The sequence below is a fragment of the Streptomyces sp. NBC_00659 genome, assembly GCF_036226925.1.
In the GTDB taxonomy this organism is placed as follows: Bacteria; Actinomycetota; Actinomycetes; order Streptomycetales; family Streptomycetaceae; genus Streptomyces.
Genome location: NZ_CP109031.1, coordinates 2,928,678 through 2,946,846, shown reverse-complemented (window position 1 = coordinate 2,946,846; position 18,169 = coordinate 2,928,678). Strand labels below are relative to the sequence as shown.

Sequence of the window (18,169 nt, the reverse complement as noted above, 5' to 3'; positions counted from 1 at the left end):
TCACGTTCCCCGGACGCGCCACCGGGACCCCGGCACCACCCCCCCGGGCCCGACGAACCCCCGTCACGGCAACCCGGCGCGCCACCGGGACGCCGGCACCACCCCTGGCCCCGGGCCCCGTCACGGCACCCGAGCGCGATGCCGGGAGGCACGTGCCACCCCGCACCCCGGCCGGGAGACGGACCGGGCGCGGAGTGGTGCCGTACCGGCCGGTCCCCAGCCCGGCAGGGCCCCGTACCGTGGACCGGATGAGCACTCTGGAGCGTATGAGGGACTGGCTGCGGGACCACCGCCTCGCCCTGGACGCCGCCCTCGCCGCCGGCGTCCTCGTCAGCATGGTGGCCGGCTCCTTCGTCGACGCGCACGGCGCCGACGGAACGACCTGGAGCGCCCGCACCCCCGACATCCTCAGCCTCGCCCTGATGGTCCTCGCCGCAGCGGCCCTGGTCTTCCGCCGCAGCGCCCCGATGAAGGTCCTCGCGGCGACCGTCGGTGTCTCTCTGGTGGAGCTGGTGACCGCCGACCCCCGCGCCCCGGTCACCATGTCCGCCGTCGTCGCCCTCTTCACCGTGGCCTCGGCCACCGACCGCCCCACCACCTGGCGCGTCGGCCTGCTCACCATGACCGTCCTCACGGCGGTCGCCATGCTCGCCGGACCGTTGCCCTGGTACGCCCAGGAGAACCTCGGCGTCTTTGCCTGGACCGGCATGGCCGCGGCGGCCGGTGACGCCGTCCGCAGCCGGCGCGCCTTCGTGCACGCGATCAAGGAACGCGCGCTGCGGGCCGAGCGCACCCGGGAGGAGGAGGCGCGCCGCCGTGTCGCCGAGGAGCGGCTGCGGATCGCCCGCGATCTGCACGACGTCGTCGCCCACCACATCGCCCTCGTCAACGTGCAGGCCGGAGTCGCCGCCCACGTCATGGACAAGCGCCCCGACCAGGCCAAGGAGGCCCTCGCCCACGTACGGGAGGCCAGCCGGTCCGCGCTGAACGAACTGCGCGCCACCGTGGGCCTGCTGCGTCAGTCCGGCGACCCCGAGGCCCCGACCGAGCCCGCTCCCGGGCTGGCCCGGCTCGACGAGCTCGCGGACACCTTCCGCAACGCGGGGCTCCCCGTCGAGGTGGCCCGTTCCGACTCCGGCACGGTGCTGCCCGCGGCCGCCGACCTCGCCGCGTACCGGGTGATCCAGGAGGCCCTGACCAATGTGCGCAAGCACGCGGGCCAGGGAGCGAAGGCCGAGGTCAGCGTGGTCCGCGTCGGGCCGGTGGTGGAGGTGACCGTCCTCGACAACGGCCCGGGCCGGGACATGATCCCCGGACAGGACACCAGCCCGGAACAGGAGTACGGCCGGGGACACGAGCACGGCTCCGGACCGGACACCGGACCGCAGGAGGGCGGCGGCCACGGGCTGCTCGGCATGCGCGAACGCGTCACCGCGATCGGCGGGAGCTGCACGGCCGGTCCCCGCTACGGAGGCGGTTTCCGCGTCCATGCGATCCTTCCGGTCAAGAACCACGCGTCTGCCCTGGGGGACCCCGTATGACGATCCGTGTCGTGCTCGCCGACGACCAGGCATTGCTGCGCAGCGCGTTTCGCGTGCTGGTCGACTCGGAACCCGACATGGAGGTCGTGGGGGAGGCGTCCGACGGCGCCGAGGCCGTGACGGTGACCCGGGACGAGCGGGCCGACGTGGTGCTGATGGACATCAGGATGCCGGGCACCGACGGACTCGCCGCCACCCGGATGATCACCGCCGACCCCGGCCTCGCGCACGTACGGGTCGTGATGCTGACGACGTTCGAGGTCGACGAGTACGTGGTGCAGTCGCTGCGCGCCGGCGCCTCGGGGTTCCTCGGCAAGGGCGCCGAGCCGGAGGAACTCCTCAACGCCATCCGGATCGCCGCGGGCGGGGAGGCGCTGCTGTCCCCGGCGGCCACCAAGGGCCTCATCGCGCGGTTCCTCGCACGGGGCGACGACGAGGGGCCCGGGGGCGCCCGCTCCGAGCGGCTCGGAGCGCTCACCGGGCGCGAGCGCGAGGTGCTCGTCCAGGTCGCCGCGGGCCACTCCAACGACGAGATCGCCGAGCGCCTCGAAGTGAGTCCGCTCACGGTGAAGACCCACGTCAACCGGGCCATGGCCAAACTCGGCGCCCGCGACCGGGCTCAGCTGGTGGTCATCGCGTACGAGTCGGGGCTGGTACGCCCGAGGGTGGACTGAGCGTTACCTGGGCGTACTGCGCCTGGAGTAGGTTCCCGGTAAGGAAATGGACCCAGGGGCTACGGATCGTCGCCCGTTCATGGCCCAAGGTGTGACGTGGGGCGTTCCCCAGTTCACCGCCTTCCGCTCGAACCACAGAAGAGAGACCCACCACCCATGTCCTGGCTGTCCAGATTCAGCCTCGCGCAGCGGGCCCTCATCGGGCTGATGTCGATCATCGCGCTCGCTTTCGGGGCGATAGCGATCCCCCAGCTCAAGCAGCAGTTGCTGCCCACCATCGAACTGCCCATGGTGTCCGTGCTCGCGCCGTACCAGGGTGCGTCTCCGGATGTGGTCGAGAAGCAGGTCGTCGAGCCCATCGAGGACAACCTCGAAGCCGTCGACGGCATCACCGGTGTCACCTCCACCGCGAGCGAGGGCAACGCCGTCATCATGGCGTCCTTCGACTACGGCAACGACACCAAGCAGCTCGTCGCCGACGTCCAGCAGGCCGTCAACCGGGCTCGCGCCCAGCTCCCGGACGACGTCGACCCGCAGGTCATCGCCGGTTCGACGGACGACATGCCGACCGTCGTCCTCGCCGTCACCTCCGGCAAGGACCAGCAGGCCCTCGCCGACCAGCTCGACCGCACGGTCGTCCCCGCCCTCGACGGCATCGACGGTGTCGGCCGGGTCGCGGTCACCGGTGTGCGTGACCTCCAGGTCACCGTCACGCCCGACGACAAGAAGCTGGCGAAGGCCGGCCTCACCACGGCCGCCCTCGGCCAGGCCCTCCAGGCCGGAGGGGCGACCGTCCCGGCCGGATCCTTCGACGAGGACGGCAGCAACCACACCGTGCGGGTCGGCGGCGGCTTCACCTCGCTGGGGCAGATCCAGGACCTGATGGTCGCGGGTCAGCCCGGCAAGAAGCCGGTGCGTCTCGGCAGCGTCGCCACCGTGAAGCAGGAGCCGGCCAAGGCCGACTCCATCACGCGCACCGACGGCAGCCCGAGCCTCGCCGTGATGGTCACCATGGACCACGACGGCAGCGCCGTCGCCATCTCCGACGCGGTCAAGGACAAGCTCCCCGCCCTGCGCGCCGACCTGGGCGCCGGATCGGCGATCACCGTCGTCAGCGACCAGGGCCCGGCGGTGTCCAAGTCCATCCACGGGCTGACCACCGAGGGCGCCCTCGGCCTGCTGTTCGCGGTCCTGGTCATCCTGCTCTTCCTGGCGTCGGTCCGCTCGACGCTGGTCACCGCGGTGTCCATCCCGCTGTCCGTGGTGCTGGCCCTGGTCGTGCTGTGGACGCGTGACCTGTCGCTCAACATGCTGACGCTCGGCGCGCTCACCATCGCGATCGGCCGGGTCGTCGACGACTCGATCGTCGTCCTGGAGAACATCAAGCGGCACCTCGGGTACGGCGAGGAGCGCGAGGAGGCGATCCTCACCGCGGTCCGCGAGGTGGCCGGAGCGGTCACCTCCTCGACGCTCACCACGGTCGCCGTCTTCCTGCCGATCGGTCTGACCGGCGGCATGGTCGGCGAACTGTTCGGCTCCTTCAGCCTCACGGTCACGGCGGCGCTCCTCGCGTCCCTGCTCGTCTCGCTGACGGTCGTCCCCGTGCTCTCGTACTGGTTCCTGCGCGCGCCCAAGGGCACCCCGGCGGACGCCGAGGAGGCCCGCCGCCAGGCCGAGGAGAAGGAGGAGCGCAGCCGTCTCCAGCGCTTCTACGTCCCGGTCCTGCGCTTCGCCACCCGCCGCAGGCTGACCAGCGTGCTGATCGCGGCCGCGGTCCTCGTCGGCACCTTCGGTATGGCGCCCCTGCTCAAGACGAACTTCTTCGACCAGGGCGAGCAGGAAGTCCTCAGCGTCAAGCAGCAGTTGAAGCCGGGCACCAGCCTGGCCACGACCGACGCGCAGGCGAAGAAGGTCGAGAAGGTCCTCGACGGCGTCAAGGGCGTCAAGGACTACCAGGTCACCATCGGTTCCTCCGGCTTCATGGCGGCCTTCGGCGGCGGTACGGACACCAACCAGGCGTCGTACCAGATCATGCTGGAGGACTCCGCGTCCTCGAAGGACGTCCAGGACCGCGTGGAGAGCGAGCTCGGCAAGCTCTCCGGCGCCGGCACCATCACGGTCGCGGCCGGCGACGGGTTCGGCAGCCAGGACCTCAAGGTCGTGGTGAAGGCCGCGGACGGGGACGTGCTGCGCAAGGCGGCCGGCCAGGTCCGCGACGAGGTCGCGAAGCTCGACGACGTCACCGACGTCACGAGCGACCTGTCGCAGAGCGTGCCGCGCATCTCGGTCAAGGCCAACTCCAAGGCGGCGGCGGCCGGTTTCAACGACGCCACGCTCGGCGCGGCGGTCGGCCAGGCGGTACGCGGAACCACCAGCGGCAAGGCGATCCTGGACGACACCGAGCGGGACGTCGTCATCAGGTCCGCCGAGCCGGTCACCACGATCCAGGAGCTGCGCGGGCTGCGGCTCGGCGCGGTGAAGCTCGGTGACATCGCGGACGTGAAGCTGGTCGACGGGCCGGTCTCGATGACCCGGATCGACGGGCAGCGGGCCGCCACGATCACCGCCAGGCCGACCGGCGACAACACCGGCGCGGTCAGCAACGACCTCACGGCGAAGCTCGCCAAGCTGAAGCTGCCCTCCGGCGCCACGGCGTCGATCGGCGGTGTCTCCTCGGACCAGAGCGACGCGTTCAAGAACCTCGGCCTGGCGATGCTCGCGGCGATCGCGATCGTCTTCATGCTGCTGGTGGCGACGTTCCGCTCGCTGGTCCAGCCGCTGATCCTGCTCGTGTCGATCCCGTTCGCGGCGACCGGCGCGATCGGCCTGCTCGTCGTCACGGGCACCCCGATGGGTGTCCCCGCGATGATCGGCATGCTGATGCTCATCGGCATCGTGGTGACGAACGCGATCGTGCTGATCGACCTCGTCAACCAGTACCGGGCGCAGGGCTACGGCGTGGTCGAGGCCGTGATCGAGGGCGGCCGGCACCGGCTCCGCCCGATCCTGATGACGGCGCTGGCGACGATCTTCGCGCTGCTGCCGATGGCGCTGGGCGTGACCGGTGAGGGCGGCTTCATCGCGCAGCCGCTCGCGGTGGTCGTGATCGGCGGACTCATCAGCTCGACGCTGCTGACGCTGCTGCTCGTGCCGACGCTCTACGCGATGATCGAGCTGCGCAAGGAGCGCCGGGCGAAGAAGAAGGCGGCGAAGCGGGAGTCGCTGAAGAAGGAGTCCGAGCCGGCCGAGTCCGGCGAGAGCTCCGTGGGCGACGAGGACAAGTCCCCGGAGCCGGCCGGAGTCTGATCCGGTTCCAGGAAGCGGCCCCCGCCCCGGCGTTCACGCGCCGGGGCGGGGGCCCGCCGTTTTCCGGCCGTCGAACCGCCGTCGCCGTCGCCGTCGTCTCCGGCGTCGGCGGTTCGACGGCAAGGGGCGCCCCTCGGCCATGAGGGGCGCCCCTTGTGTGCGACTGCGCCGTGGGTGCCCGCGGCACGTCTACGGCAGCGCCAGCATCCGCTCCAGCGCCAGCTTCGCGAACGCCTCGGTCTCCTTGTCGACCTCGATGCGGTTGACGAGGTTGCCCTCGGCGAGGGACTCCAGGGTCCACACCAGGTGGGGCAGGTCGATGCGGTTCATCGTCGAGCAGAAGCAGACCGTCTTGTCGAGGAAGACGATCTCCTTGCCCTCGGGCGCGAACCGGTTCGCGAGACGCCGTACGAGGTTCAGCTCCGTGCCGATCGCCCACTTGGAGCCGGCCGGGGCGGCTTCCAGGGCCTTGATGATGTACTCGGTGGAGCCCACGTAGTCCGCCGCCGCGACGACCTCGTTCTTGCACTCGGGGTGCACGAGGACGTTGACGCCCGGGATGCGCTCGCGCACGTCGTTCACCGAGTCCACGCTGAAGCGGCCGTGCACCGAGCAGTGGCCGCGCCACAGGATCATCTTCGCGCCGCGCAGCTCCTCCGCGGTCAGCCCGCCGTTCGGCTTGTGCGGGTTGTAGAGCACGCAGTCGTCCAGCGACATGCCCATGTCGCGGACGGCGGTGTTGCGGCCGAGGTGCTGGTCGGGCAGGAACAGCACCTGCGACCCCTGCTCGAAGGCCCACTCCAGGGCGCGCTGGGCGTTCGACGACGTGCAGATCGTGCCGCCGTGCTTGCCGGTGAACGCCTTGATGTCCGCGGACGAGTTCATGTACGAGACGGGCACGACCTGCTCGGCTATGCCGGCCTCGGTCAGCACGTCCCAGCACTCGGCGACCTGCTCGGCGGTGGCCATGTCGGCCATCGAGCAGCCCGCGGCGAGGTCCGGCAGGACGACCTTCTGGGCGTCGCCCGTCAGGATGTCGGCGGACTCCGCCATGAAGTGCACACCGCAGAAGACGATGTACTCGGCCTCCGGGCGGGCCGCCGCGTCGCGGGCCAGCTTGAAGGAGTCGCCCGTGACGTCGGCGAACTGGATGACCTCGTCGCGCTGGTAGTGGTGGCCGAGCACGAAGACCTTGTCGCCGAGTTTCTCCTTGGCCGCCCGCGCCCGCTCGACCAGGTCCGGGTCGGACGGCGAGGGCAGGTCGCCGGGGCACTCCACGCCCCGCTCGCTCTTCGGGTCGGCCTGGCGGCCGAGCAGCAGCAGGGCGAGGGGCGTCGGCTGGACGTCGAGCTCCTGGGTCTGGGCGGTGGTCACGACACGCACCCTTTCTGTTCTGCGGGTCGCCGGGCTCGCAGGGGAGCGGTCCGGCGGTACGATGCCTTTTCGTCTATTTGACGCTATCTATCATAACCGCTTCACGTCACGTTGACGATGGCCATAGCGTCCATGTGACGTGAATCCCGGTCGCCTCTTCGGCGGGTGACCCCCGGGTGTCCGTGGGGTTGTCCACAGGCCGGTGTTCGTGCGCGGGAGCATGTGCGAGCATGAAGAGAGAAGGCAGAAGACATGAGCTCGGCCCGGAATGAATCCGCGGCCCCGCCGGTTTTAACCGTCGGCAAGCAGTCTCCGTACAACCCGGGAGAGAAGCAGATGTCCGTATCGGACGAGACCACCACCGTGAGCGACGGCATCATCCTGTCCGACGCCGCCGCTGCCAAGGTCAAGGCCCTGCTCGACCAGGAAGGCCGCGAGGACCTGGCGCTGCGCGTAGCCGTTCAGCCCGGCGGCTGCTCCGGCCTGCGGTACCAGCTCTTCTTCGACGAGCGCTCGCTCGACGGCGATGTCCTCAAGGACTTCGACGGTGTGAAGGTCGTCACCGACCGCATGAGCGCCCCGTACCTGGGCGGCGCCTCGATCGACTTCGTGGACACCATCGAGAAGCAGGGCTTCACGATCGACAACCCGAACGCGACGGGCTCCTGCGCCTGCGGCGACTCCTTCAGCTAGTCCCCGAGCACAAGCCGGTACGGACGAAGGGCGGCGCCCCCTGTGAGGGGGACGCCGCCCTTCGCGTGTCCAGGACCGGCCGACCGCTACCGGGGCCCGGCCGATGCCGCTCCGGAGGGCTCGGGGATGGCGAAGCGTCCGTGGTGGACCGCCTTGCCGTCGCTCCCCACGACCTCCCGGCCGCCGAGCGGCTCGTCCAGGCGCACCGTTTTCTCGTAGACCTTGGCGATCAGGATGCAGACCTTGTTCTTCCAGGGCTTCTCCGTCACGGTGACGGTGACCTTGCCGGAACTCTCGCTCGCCGACACCGTGTAGTCGGCGCACACTCCGCCGGTGAAGTCGACCGTCAGGTCCCTGCCGTCGGCCGTGTAGCCCTGGACACCGACGTCACGTGTGGCCGCCGGTGAGGACGGCTGCTCCGGAGGCTGCGTCGGATCCGCGCTCGGCGGCGCCGGCGACTCCGGTGAGGCCAGGAACGCCGGCTCGACCGCCGGATGCGTCACGGTGTACGTGTCCTGCGCGCCCGGCGACCGCACCTCGAACAGCCAGGACGGCACCAGTACCTGCCGCCCGTTCGCGCGCTGCGCCGCCAGTCCGAAGGTGGCCTTCTCGACGGTCACCGCCTCCGCCTTCGGCGCGGGGGAGGGGTGCTCGCACGGCGTCTCGTCCTGGTCCTTCAGCGGTACGGGGCTGGCACAGCCGCCGATGCCCATGCGCCGGCGGTCCGTCGCCGACGCTGACCCGTTCATCAGGTCCAGCGTCTTCTTCGCGCCGATGACCGGGTACGCGTCTCCCTCCACCGGTGTCTTCAACTGGCCGCTGCCGCCGACGACATGACCGTCCGGGCCGATCCGCAGGCCGGTCGTCCACCCGTACGTGGGCAGTCCGCCCACGACCGGGTCGGCGTTCACGACCCGTACCCGGTTCATGAGCTGGCTCGCGTCGAGCTTCGCGTCGTCCTGGCCCACCGCCTTCAGCACGGGCGCGGCAGCCTTCTCGGCCGCCGCCTCGCTCACCGGACCCGGCGCGGAAGCGGAATCGGACGTGGAGCCGGAGCCCACGGCCGCGCACACCGTGACCTTGGCGCAGTTGTCGCCTCCCGGAAGGGAGGAGCTGAAGGTCCAGGTCCCCGGTGCGTCCGCGGTCACCCGCAGATTGGGTTCGGTGCCGTCCGCGGCCGTGCCGACCGTCCAGGCGTCCCCGGCGAGCCGGGGTGTGCCCGCCAGCCCCAGGGCCTTCGCGAGCCGGGCCACCTCGGCCCGGGTCACCGTGCCCTCGGCCCACCGTACGTGCGCCGAGCCGGGTCCCGCGGGGAGTGTGCCGCTCGCGCGGTAGGTCGTGCCGTAGGGGTTGGGCTCGCCGGGCGCGATGCCGGCGGTACCGCCCGTGGACCCGTTGCCGGTGGTCGCCGCGGCGTAGCCGTCGAGGGCCAGGCGCGGGGGAGTGCCGTCGGCGGCGGGGGTACTGGAACTGCTGCCGCCGGACGCCGTCGCCGCGACGTACGCGCCGCCGCCCCCGACGAGCAGCACGGCGGCTACGACCGAGGCGATGGCCATCGGGGTGTGGCGCCGGCGAGCCCTGCCGACCTCGTCGTCCGCGAAGGGACCCGGGACGGGACCCGCGACGGACACGTCGGGGTGCTCGGCGCGGGAGTCCTCGCCATCAGTGCCGCCGTCGTCGTCGGCGTCGCTCCGCGAGGCGCCCACGTCGGCACCCGTGTCGGCACTCGCAACGGCACCCGCGGGGGATTCGGCGGAACCCTCGCCGGAACCTTCGTCGGTCTCCTGGCCGGAACCCGCGACGGTGCCGGGTGTGCCGGGGCCGGCCGATGCGGCGGCGCTATCCACCGTCCCGTCGGCCGCGTCCTCGGCGGGACCCTCGGCTGCGTCCTCGGCCGCGTTCTCGGCGGAACCCTCGGCCTGGCTCTCGGCGAAACTCTCGGCAAGGTCCTCGGCCCGGTCTTCGGCCGAACCCTCGGCCTGGTCCTCGGTGTGCCCCTCGGTGTGGCTCTCGGCGGCATTCTCGGCCCGCTGCTCGGCGGGATCCGCGGCGGCGTCCTCGGCGGGATCCGTGACGGCGCCCTCCGGAGGACCCGCGACGGCGTCCTCGGCCGCGCCCTCGACGGGACCCTCGGCGTGACCCCTGACGGGATCGGTCGCGTCGTTGTCGGGTCGCTCGGTGCTCACCGCATCGCTCCTTCGGCTCCACTGCTGTCCCACGACCCGGCCCTGTCGATGACGGGCACTCCAGGGTCGTACGGCGCATCCCTTTTACGGGGGACAGCGATGGGACGCAGCGGGGGAGCGCACGGTTCCCTGCGAGCGCACCCCTTCTTCACCCGGTCGGCGCCGCCGGACTCTCACCCGTCCGGCGGCGCCGCCCGGACGCCGCCGGTCAGTCGCCGTAGTCGGACATCGCGTCCAGCAGCCGTGCCGAGGCGGGCGGAACGGTCACCCCGTGGATGAGGGAGGGGGAGACATGGAGCGGAGGGACAGGTGCGGGGGCCGACCAGTGACCGGCCATCCGGGCGCAGTCGCCGCGCAGCGAGGCCAGACCGCCTTCCAGGTCGCCGACCGGGCCGAGCGGAGCGGTCCCATGGAGCTTGAGGTTCGTCATACCGGAACCGTATGCACCGTTGCCGTCACGAAGAAAGATCTACTATCGGGTAGTTTTGGCCCTTCAGGGCCGTGTGCGGACCCGGTAGCGTTAAGTGTCAATCCCCTCCCCTCGCAGGAGCGTGTCCTAGCCGTGCGTATCGCAGTCACCGGCTCCATCGCCACCGACCACCTCATGACCTTTCCCGGCCGTTTCGCCGACCAGCTGGTCGCCGACCAGCTGCACACGGTCTCCCTCTCCTTCCTGGTCGACAACCTCGATGTCCGCCGCGGCGGCGTCGGCGCGAACATCGCGTTCGGCATGGGCCAGCTCGGTACCCGTCCGATCCTGGTCGGAGCGGCCGGCTCCGACTTCGACGAGTACCGCGCCTGGCTGGACCGGCACGGCGTCGACACCCACTCCGTCCGGATCTCCGAGGTGCTCCACACCGCGCGCTTCGTGTGCACCACGGACGCCGACCACAACCAGATCGGCTCCTTCTACACGGGCGCGATGAGCGAGGCCCGCCTCATCGAGCTCAAGGCCGTCGCGGACCGCGTCGGCGGACTCGACCTCGTCCTGATCGGAGCGGACGACCCCGAGGGGATGCTCCGCCACACCGAGGAGTGCCGCTCGCGCGCGATCCCGTTCGCCGCCGACTTCTCGCAGCAGATCGCGCGCATGAACGGCGACGAGATCCGGGTCCTGCTGGACGGGGCGACGTTCCTCTTCTCGAACGAGTACGAGAAGGGGCTCATCGAGTCCAAGACGGGCTGGAGCGACGAGGAGATCCTCTCCAAGGTCGGCCACCGGGTGACCACCCTCGGCTCGCGCGGTGTCCGCATCGAGCGCGTCGGCCACGACCCGATCGAGGTCGGCTGCCCCGAGGAGGAGCTCAAGGCGGACCCGACGGGCGTCGGTGACGCGTTCCGCGCCGGCTTCCTCTCCGGTCTCGCCTGGGGCGTCGGCCTGGAGCGCGCCGCCCAGGTCGGCTGCATGCTCGCCACCCTGGTCATCGAGACGGTCGGCACCCAGGAGTACCAGCTGAGCCGGGCCCACTTCATGGACCGCTTCACCAAGGCGTACGGCGACGACGCCGCCACCGAGGTCCAGGCGCACCTGTCCTAGACCCGTGGACCGGGCCCGGCCCGCGTTCCGACGAGGAGGCCGGTCCGGCCCGGGGCGCGGGACTGTTCTACGACAGCCGGCGGACGACGTAGGCCGAGCCGTGATCCGCCGGCTCCTCCCCCACATACTCCTGGCCTCGCATCTCGCACCACGCGGGGATGTCGAGGCGGGCCGCCTCGTCGTCGGACAGGACCCGGACCGTGCCGCCGACCGGCACGTCCCCGATGACCTTGGCCAGCTCGATGACGGGGATCGGGCAGCGCCTGCCCAGTGCGTCGACCACCAGCGCGTCGACGGACGCGGGGACCTTCGACACCGCGGCCGGCGCCCCCAGCTTCTCGCGGACCCCCGAGACCACGCCCGGGAGCACCGACAGGAAGCGGTCGACGTCCTCCTCGTCGGCGCCGGGCGGCAGCGACACCCGCACATTGCCCTCGCTCAGGACACCCATGGCCTTCAGGACATGGCTGGGGGTCAGGGTGCTGCTCGTGCAGGACGAGCCCGAGGAGACCGAGAAGCCCGCGCGGTCCAGTTCGTGCAGCAGAGTCTCTCCGTCGACATAGAGACAGGAGAAGGTGACGATCCCCGGGAGCCGGCGGACCGCGTCGCCGACCACCTCGACGTCCGGCACCAGCACGGGCACCCGCGCCCGGATCCGCCCCGTCAGTTCCCGCAGCCGTACCGCCTCCGCCGCCGCCTCCGCGTGGACGGCACGCAGCGAGGCCGCCGCGGCGACGATCGCCGGGATGTTCTCGAAGCCGGCCGCCCGCCCCGACTCCCGCTCGTCCGCGGGCCCTTGGGGCGCGAACCGCGTGCCCTTGCGTACGACGAGGAGTCCGACACCCGAGGGGCCGCCCCATTTATGGGCACTTGCGGCCAACAGGGACCAGTCGCCCTCCACCCGCCCCCAGCCCAGCGACTGTGCCGCGTCCACCAGCAGGGGCACCCCCGCCTCCCGGCACATCTGTGCCACCTCCGCCACCGGTTGCTCCGTGCCCACCTCGTGGTTGGCGGACTGGAGGCAGGCCAGCGCGGTGCCCGGACCCAGGGCCTCGGCATAGGAAGAAGGGGACACCCTTCCGGTGCGCTCGACCTGAACGCGGGTCACCGCACCGCCCGACGCCTCGTGGGCGTCCGCCGAATGGAGGACCGACGAGTGTTCGACGGCTGACACGATCAGGTGGTTTCCGACGCGCCGCCGGCCCGCCAGGGCACCCTCGATCCCCGAGTGCACGGCGCGGGTGCCGGAGGTGGTGAAGGCCAGTTCGTCGGGACGGCAGCCCACCGCCTCGGCCGCCGCCTCGCGCGCCGCGTCGAGGAGCAGCCGGGCCCTCCTGCCCTCACGGTAGAGGCGGGCGGGATCGGCCCACCCCTCGTCGAACGAGGCCTGAAGGGCCTGCCGGGCGACGGGGTGCAGCGGGGCCGCGGACGCGGCGTCGAAGTAGGACACGCCCCCCACGCTAGTGCCGCGACAGGCGACGTTCGCCCGCCGCAGGGCCTTCCAAGGGGGCGTCAGAAGTCATCCGGACCGGGGCATTCCAGGTGTCCTGACGTGGCCTTGCAGGCGAAACAGCACTCCTTCGGGGAGTAGGGCGGCGCGTTGGGCACCCTCCCCGCGCGACCCCAAATAGCGTCCAGTAGGGTTTGGTCCGCATAAACATCCAAACCCCTGCCCGACGCAGGGCGGCGACCGACCAGCGAGAAGGCCGCAGCCAACAGCGCGGGCGAGACTCTCGGGAAGGCGCTACGTGAGTCCCAACGGCTCCGACCGCTCGCCGCGGCGCCCGATGCGGCGGAAGCTGCTGCAGGCAATGACTGCGGGCCTGGTCCTGGCGACAGCCACTGGTTGCTCGTACAACTGGGAAGACTTCCCCCGCCTTGGTATGCCCACCCCGGTCACGGAGGAGGCTCCGCGGATCCTCTCCCTCTGGCAGGGCTCGTGGGCGGCCGCGCTCGCCACGGGCGTGCTGGTCTGGGGCCTGATCCTGTGGAGCGTCATCTTCCACCGGCGCAGCCGGACCAAGGTCGAAGTTCCTCCGCAGACCCGGTACAACATGCCCATCGAGGCGCTGTACACGGTGGTCCCGCTCATCATCGTCTCCGTGCTGTTCTACTTCACGGCACGCGACGAGACGAAGCTCCTCAGCCTCAAGCCGGAGCCCGACGTCACGGTCAACGTGGTCGGCTTCCAGTGGAGCTGGGGCTTCAACTACATCGAGGACGTCCCCGGTTCCTCCGGGAACGCCAAGACCGACCCGAACCTGGCCGCCATTCCGGACCGGTTCAAGGACGACTTCCCGGCGAACGCCGGTGGTGTGTACGACGTCGGCACCCCCGCCACGCGGAACCCGCAGACGGGCAACCCCGGTCCGACCCTCTGGCTCCCCAAGGGCAAGACGGTCCGTTTCGTCCTCACTTCGCGCGACGTCATCCACTCCTTCTGGGTGGTGCCGTTCCTCATGAAGCAGGACGTCATCCCGGGGCACACCAACGCCTTCCAGGTGACCCCCAACCGTGAGGGCACCTTCCTGGGCAAGTGCGCCGAGCTGTGCGGCGTCGACCACTCCCGGATGCTCTTCAACGTGAAGGTCGTCTCCCCCGAGCGCTACGAGGCCCACCTCAAGGAGCTCGTGACCAAGGGACAGACCGGTTACGTCCCGGCCGGCATTGAGCAGACGGGCCACGAGAAGAACCGGGAGACGAACAACCTGTGAGCATCCTCAACGAACCCCAGGGTGCCGCCGAAGACTCGTACGAGAACGAGCTGCCGGTGCGGCGCAAGCAGCCCGGCAGTGTTGTGATCAAGTGGCTCACCACCACTGACCACAAGACGATCGGCACGCTCTATCTGGTCACGTCGTTCGCGTTCTTCATCGTCGGCGGCGTCATGGCGCTGCTCATGCGCGCCGAGCTGGCGCGTCCCGGACTGCAGATCATGTCGAACGAGCAGTTCAACCAGGCGTTCACGATGCACGGCACGATCATGCTGCTGATGTTCGCGACGCCGCTGTTCGCCGGTTTCACGAACTGGATCATGCCGCTGCAGATCGGCGCGCCCGACGTGGCGTTCCCGCGGCTGAACATGTTCGCCTACTGGCTGTACCTCTTCGGCTCGACGATCGCGGTCGGCGGCTTCCTCACCCCGCAGGGCGCGGCCGACTTCGGCTGGTTCGCCTACAGCCCGCTGTCGGACGCGGTCCGCTCGCCGGGCATCGGCGCCGACATGTGGATCATGGGTCTGGCCTTCTCCGGCTTCGGCACCATCCTCGGCGCGGTCAACTTCATCACCACGATCATCTGCATGCGCGCTCCGGGCATGACGATGTTCCGTATGCCGATCTTCGTGTGGAACGTGCTGCTCACCGCGGTTCTGGTGCTGCTGGCCTTCCCCGTCCTCGCGGCGGCGCTGTTCGCCCTGGAGGCGGACCGAAAATTCGGGGCGCATGTCTTCGACGCGTCAAACGGTGGAGCCTTGCTCTGGCAACACCTCTTCTGGTTCTTCGGCCATCCAGAGGTGTACATCATCGCCCTGCCGTTCTTCGGCATCATCTCCGAAGTCATCCCGGTGTTCTCGCGCAAGCCGATGTTCGGTTACATGGGCCTGATCGGCGCGACCATCGCGATCGCCGGTCTGTCCGTGACCGTGTGGGCGCACCACATGTACGTCACCGGTGGCGTTCTGCTCCCGTTCTTCTCCTTCATGACGTTCCTCATCGCCGTACCGACCGGCGTGAAGTTCTTCAACTGGATCGGAACGATGTGGAAGGGCTCGCTGTCCTTCGAGACACCGATGCTCTGGGCCGTCGGCTTCCTCATCACCTTCACCTTCGGTGGTCTGACCGGCGTCATCCTGGCCTCGCCGCCGATGGACTTCCACGTGTCCGACTCCTACTTCGTGGTGGCGCACTTCCACTACGTGGTGTTCGGCACCGTGGTGTTCGCGATGTTCTCCGGCTTCCACTTCTGGTGGCCGAAGATGACCGGCAAGATGCTCGACGAGCGTCTCGGCAAGGTCACCTTCTGGACGCTGTTCGTGGGCTTCCACGGCACGTTCCTGGTGCAGCACTGGCTGGGTGCCGAGGGCATGCCGCGTCGTTACGCGGACTACCTCGCGCAGGACGGCTTCACCGCGCTGAACACGATCTCGACGATCAGCTCGTTCCTGCTCGGCCTGTCGATCCTGCCCTTCCTCTACAACGTGTGGAAGACGGCCAAGTACGGCAAGAAGGTCGAGGTCGACGACCCGTGGGGCTACGGCCGTTCGCTCGAGTGGGCGACCTCCTGCCCGCCGCCGCGGCACAACTTCCTCACCCTGCCGCGGATCCGCAGTGAATCCCCGGCCTTCGACCTGCACCACCCGGAGATCGCCGCTCTCGACCAGCTCGAGAACGCCGGTCACGGTTCGTCGGCCCTTCCTGGTGGAAAGGAGGCCGGCAAGTGAAGGTCCAAGGCAAGATGTTCCTCTGGCTGGCCGTGTTCATCCTCGTCATGGGGATCGTCTACGGCGTGTGGTCCAAGGAGCCGGCCGGTTCGACGGCCCTCTTCATGGGCTTCGGCCTCTGCATCATGATCGGCTACTACCTGGCCTTCACGGCCCGGCGTGTCGACGCGATGGCCCAGGACGACAAGGAGGCCGACGTCGCGGACGAGGCCGGCGAAGTGGGCTTCTTCAGCCCGCACAGCTGGCAGCCGCTCTCGCTCGGCGTCGGTGGCGCGCTCGCCTTCCTGGGCGTCGTCTTCGGCTGGTGGCTGCTGTACTTCTCGGCGCCGCTGATCGTGCTCGGCCTGTGGGGCTGGGTCTTCGAGTACTACCACGGTGAGAACCGCACCCAGTAGCACCCGCGATACGCACGAGAGCCCGGACACTCCGTCAGGAGTGTCCGGGCTCCCTCGTTTGCCGTGACTTCCGTACCTCGCTCGGCTCACCCGGCGCGCCGTGCTTGACGGACGTTCATAGCGTGGACTCATGAATCACTCACCGCGAATCCGCACGGTCGTCAGCTGCACCGCGCTGGTGGTCGCCTTCGGCGCCGGCGCCGCCGCCTGCGGCTCCGACGACCACCCGCTCTCGGCGAAGCCGTACGACGCGGCGGGACAGATCTCGTTCAAGGGCCTCTCCGAGGACAGCAAGAAGCAGACCAAGGTCGACCCCGACAAGCCCCTGGAAATCACCTCCGAGAGTGACGGGGGGCGCATCACCGACGTGACCGCCACGGACGCGTCAGGACGTCATGTCGCGGGCGAACTGGCCGCCGACGGCAGCCGCTGGCACAGCACCTCGCCACTCGCCGCAGGAGCCCACTACACGGTGCACGTGAGCACCGAGGACGAGGACGGCGCCCCCGGCCGCAAGGTCATCGGCTTCGACACCAGCACGCCGAAGACGAAGAAGCTGCTGAACGTCGCATTCGGTCCCAAGGCGGGCAAGTACGGCGTCGGACAGCCGATAACCGCCGAACTCAGCGCCCCCGTCAAGGACAAGGCGGCCCGCACGATCGTCGAACGAGCCCTCAGGGTCGACTCCGTCCCCGCGGTGGACGGCACCTGGCACTGGGTGGACGACAAGACGCTGCACTACCGCCCCAAGGAGTACTGGCCCGCCCACGCCACCCTGACGGCCCACAGCAACCTCGCCGGCGTCAGGATCGGCGAACGCCTGTGGGGCGGCAACGCCAAGACTGTGAAGATCACCACGGGCGACCGCCTGATCGCCCTGACCGACGCCGCCACCCACTCCATGACGGTCTACCGCAACGGCCAGGACATCAAGAAGATCCCCGTCACCACGGGCAAGCCCGGCTTCGACACGCGCAACGGCGTCAAGGTCGTGCTCGGCAAGGAGTCCCTCGTACGGATGCGCGGTACCAGCATCGGAATCGCCGAGGGCAGTTCGGACTCCTACGACCTGGAGGTGCGCTACGCCACCCGGGTGACCTGGAGCGGTGAGTACGTCCACGCCGCGCCCTGGTCGACCGGCTCCCAGGGGTACGCCAACGTCAGCCACGGCTGCACCGGTATGAGCACCGAGAACGCCGAATGGTTCTTCAACACGTTCAACGAGGGCGACATAGTCAAGGTCGTCAACTCCGACGGCAAGACCATGGACGCGTTCGGCAACGGGTTCGGCGACTGGAACCTCGACTGGAAGAACTGGCGCGACGGCAGTGCGCTGATGGCCGGGTCCCCGGACGCCCCGAACCCGGCCCAGCGCGCCAGACTGCGCCCCGAGAGCGTGTGAGGCCGCGCCCCTTGGGGGCGCGGGTTCCTCAGGCGCTCAGAAGGTTCTTGCGACGCAGCAGGGAGGCCAGTGAGGCGGCGAACTCCACCGGGTCGACCGGCAGGGTCACCGCGGCGTCGGCGCGGCTCCAGGTGGCCAGCCAGGCGTCCTGCGGGCGTCCGATGAGCACCAGCGCGGGCGGGCAGTTGAAGATCTCGTCCTTGATCTGCCGGCACACCCCCATGCCGCCCATCGGCACCGCCTCACCGTCCAGCACGCAGACGTCGATGCCGCCCTTGTCGAGCTCCTTGATGACGGCGGCCGGCGTCGCGCACTCGATGAACTCGACGAGGGGAACGTCCGGGGCGGGCCTGCGCCCGGTGGCGAGCCGCACCTGCGCGCGGGTGTTGGAGTCGTCGCTGTAGACCAGCACCGTGGCGGTCGGCTGCATTCTTCCTCCGAGACGTCAGCGTCGTACGGACATCGTGCGATCGGGCTGATCGTCCCCGGCCCGATGCGCGGATGCTACTCCCTTGGACACCTCGTCAGCACCGGTTCGGACACGGCTTCGATGGTCCATCCGGGCTGGACACACCCGGTCAACACCCCGAACGGCACCCCCCGGCGTGAGGGCGGGATAA

At 70.0% G+C, this 18,169-nt stretch carries 14 protein-coding genes; 9 read left to right on the top strand and 5 right to left on the bottom strand.

Translation table 11 applies throughout. The features are described from left to right. The first annotated feature begins 248 nt into the window (after nt 1-248). From OG410_RS12830 to OG410_RS12820, 3 genes are all read left to right on the top strand, one after another. The gene (locus tag OG410_RS12830) at nt 249-1,541 is read left to right on the top strand and encodes a sensor histidine kinase (protein WP_329299247.1); all 1,293 of its coding nucleotides are present in this window, start codon (nt 249-251) and stop codon (nt 1,539-1,541) included. Then, the gene (locus tag OG410_RS12825; protein ID WP_329299246.1) at nt 1,538-2,215 is read left to right on the top strand and encodes a response regulator transcription factor; all 678 of its coding nucleotides are present in this window, start codon (nt 1,538-1,540) and stop codon (nt 2,213-2,215) included. Before OG410_RS12830 ends, OG410_RS12825 begins: the two co-directional genes overlap by 4 nt. 156 nt (nt 2,216-2,371) lie before the next feature. Beyond that, entirely contained in the window at nt 2,372-5,521 is a 3,150-nt protein-coding gene (locus OG410_RS12820) for an efflux RND transporter permease subunit (protein ID WP_329299245.1), read from the top strand. Between the two features lie 189 nt (nt 5,522-5,710). On the opposite strand, the gene nadA is transcribed toward OG410_RS12820, so the two are convergent. Then, nucleotides 5,711-6,895 carry a quinolinate synthase NadA gene (nadA, locus tag OG410_RS12815; protein ID WP_328453293.1) on the bottom strand — a complete coding sequence of 395 codons (1,185 nt, stop codon included), beginning with the start codon at nt 6,893-6,895 and terminating at the stop codon, nt 5,711-5,713. A gap of 336 nt (nt 6,896-7,231) precedes the next feature. On the opposite strand from nadA, the gene OG410_RS12810 reads away from it, so the two are divergent. After that, nucleotides 7,232-7,588: an iron-sulfur cluster assembly accessory protein gene (locus OG410_RS12810; protein ID WP_261706957.1), complete on the top strand. Its 357-nt coding sequence runs from the start codon at nt 7,232-7,234 to the stop codon at nt 7,586-7,588. An 86-nt stretch (nt 7,589-7,674) separates the two neighbouring features. On the opposite strand, the gene OG410_RS12805 is transcribed toward OG410_RS12810, so the two are convergent. Together OG410_RS12805 and OG410_RS12800 are read right to left on the bottom strand one after the other, a co-directional pair. Then, nucleotides 7,675-9,774 carry a hypothetical protein gene (locus OG410_RS12805; RefSeq protein WP_329299244.1) on the bottom strand — a complete coding sequence of 700 codons (2,100 nt, stop codon included), beginning with the start codon at nt 9,772-9,774 and terminating at the stop codon, nt 7,675-7,677. Nucleotides 9,775-9,982: 208 nt separating this feature from the next. Then, nucleotides 9,983-10,204: a hypothetical protein gene (locus OG410_RS12800; protein WP_329299243.1), complete on the bottom strand. Its 222-nt coding sequence runs from the start codon at nt 10,202-10,204 to the stop codon at nt 9,983-9,985. Between the two features lie 132 nt (nt 10,205-10,336). On the opposite strand from OG410_RS12800, the gene OG410_RS12795 reads away from it, so the two are divergent. Then, nucleotides 10,337-11,311 (top strand): carbohydrate kinase family protein, encoded by a 975-nt coding sequence (locus OG410_RS12795; RefSeq protein ID WP_329299242.1) that lies wholly within the window; start codon nt 10,337-10,339, stop codon nt 11,309-11,311. Nucleotides 11,312-11,378: 67 nt separating this feature from the next. Here the strand turns inward: OG410_RS12795 and OG410_RS12790 are convergent, their stop codons facing one another. Beyond that, nucleotides 11,379-12,761: a cysteine desulfurase/sulfurtransferase TusA family protein gene (locus OG410_RS12790; protein WP_329299241.1), complete on the bottom strand. Its 1,383-nt coding sequence runs from the start codon at nt 12,759-12,761 to the stop codon at nt 11,379-11,381. A gap of 298 nt (nt 12,762-13,059) precedes the next feature. Between OG410_RS12790 and ctaC the strand changes: the two genes are divergently transcribed. From ctaC to OG410_RS12770, 4 genes are all read left to right on the top strand, one after another. Continuing rightward, entirely contained in the window at nt 13,060-14,025 is a 966-nt protein-coding gene (gene ctaC / locus OG410_RS12785) for an aa3-type cytochrome oxidase subunit II (RefSeq protein WP_329299240.1), read from the top strand. Beyond that, nucleotides 14,022-15,752 (top strand): aa3-type cytochrome oxidase subunit I, encoded by a 1,731-nt coding sequence (gene ctaD / locus OG410_RS12780; protein WP_329299239.1) that lies wholly within the window; start codon nt 14,022-14,024, stop codon nt 15,750-15,752. The genes ctaC and ctaD overlap by 4 nt, the downstream gene beginning before the upstream one ends. Next, on the top strand, nt 15,749-16,147 hold the full coding sequence (locus tag OG410_RS12775) for a cytochrome c oxidase subunit 4 (RefSeq protein ID WP_329299238.1): 399 nt from the start codon (nt 15,749-15,751) through the stop codon (nt 16,145-16,147). The genes ctaD and OG410_RS12775 overlap by 4 nt, the downstream gene beginning before the upstream one ends. A 130-nt stretch (nt 16,148-16,277) precedes the next feature. Then, nucleotides 16,278-17,549 (top strand): L,D-transpeptidase, encoded by a 1,272-nt coding sequence (locus OG410_RS12770; RefSeq protein ID WP_329299237.1) that lies wholly within the window; start codon nt 16,278-16,280, stop codon nt 17,547-17,549. A gap of 28 nt (nt 17,550-17,577) precedes the next feature. Here the strand turns inward: OG410_RS12770 and OG410_RS12765 are convergent, their stop codons facing one another. Continuing rightward, complete coding sequence (locus OG410_RS12765; protein WP_329299236.1) at nt 17,578-17,979, bottom strand: hypothetical protein; 402 nt, start codon at nt 17,977-17,979, stop codon at nt 17,578-17,580. Nucleotides 17,980-18,169 lie beyond the last annotated feature (190 nt).